This window comes from Streptomyces millisiae, assembly GCF_031845425.1.
In the GTDB taxonomy this organism is placed as follows: Bacteria; Actinomycetota; Actinomycetes; order Streptomycetales; family Streptomycetaceae; genus Streptomyces; species Streptomyces millisiae.
Map to the genome: position 1 here is coordinate 1 of NZ_JAVREM010000200.1, position 573 is coordinate 573.

Sequence of the window (573 nt, forward strand, 5' to 3'; positions counted from 1 at the left end):
GTACTGGAAGAACACCATCAACAGGAATGCGTACACCGGGTTGCCCAGGTAGTACGGGCTCCATTTCTGGTCCTCGCTCATTCGCAGGACGCCGTAGCCGATGTCGCGGTCCATGTCGACGATGTTGGTGTAGGTGTGGTGCATGTAGTTGTGGGAGTGCCGCCACTGATTGGACGGGCAGGCCGAATCCCATTCGAAGTTCTGGCCGCGCAACGCCGGATCGCCCATCCAGTCGTACTGGCCGTGCATGACGTTGTGGCCGATCTCCATGTTGTCGAGGATCTTCGACAGTCCGAGCATCACCGTGCCGATCGGCCAGGCCGGCGGCACGAACAGCAGGGCCCGGCCACCGAGCTCGAGCTTGCGCTGCATCTTGATGATGTCGCGGATGTAGGTGGCCTCGCGCTCACCGAGATCCGCGATCGCCTTTTCACGGATGGCGTCGAGTTCGGCGCCGAAGGTCTCGAACTGCTCGGGAGTAAGGGTGTAGTGAGTCATGTCTGAGCCTTTCAGGGGTCAATAGGTCTCAAAGGTCGATGACGACGTCACCGACGGGTGCGGTGACGCAAATTT

The 573-nt window shown here is 60.2% G+C and carries 1 protein-coding gene; it reads right to left on the reverse strand.

Translation table 11 applies throughout. The annotated features are described in order from the left end of the window. On the reverse strand, positions 1-498 hold a 498-nt coding region (locus RNC47_RS36210; protein WP_311605110.1), incomplete at its 3' end, for a fatty acid desaturase family protein. Positions 499-573 lie beyond the last annotated feature (75 nt).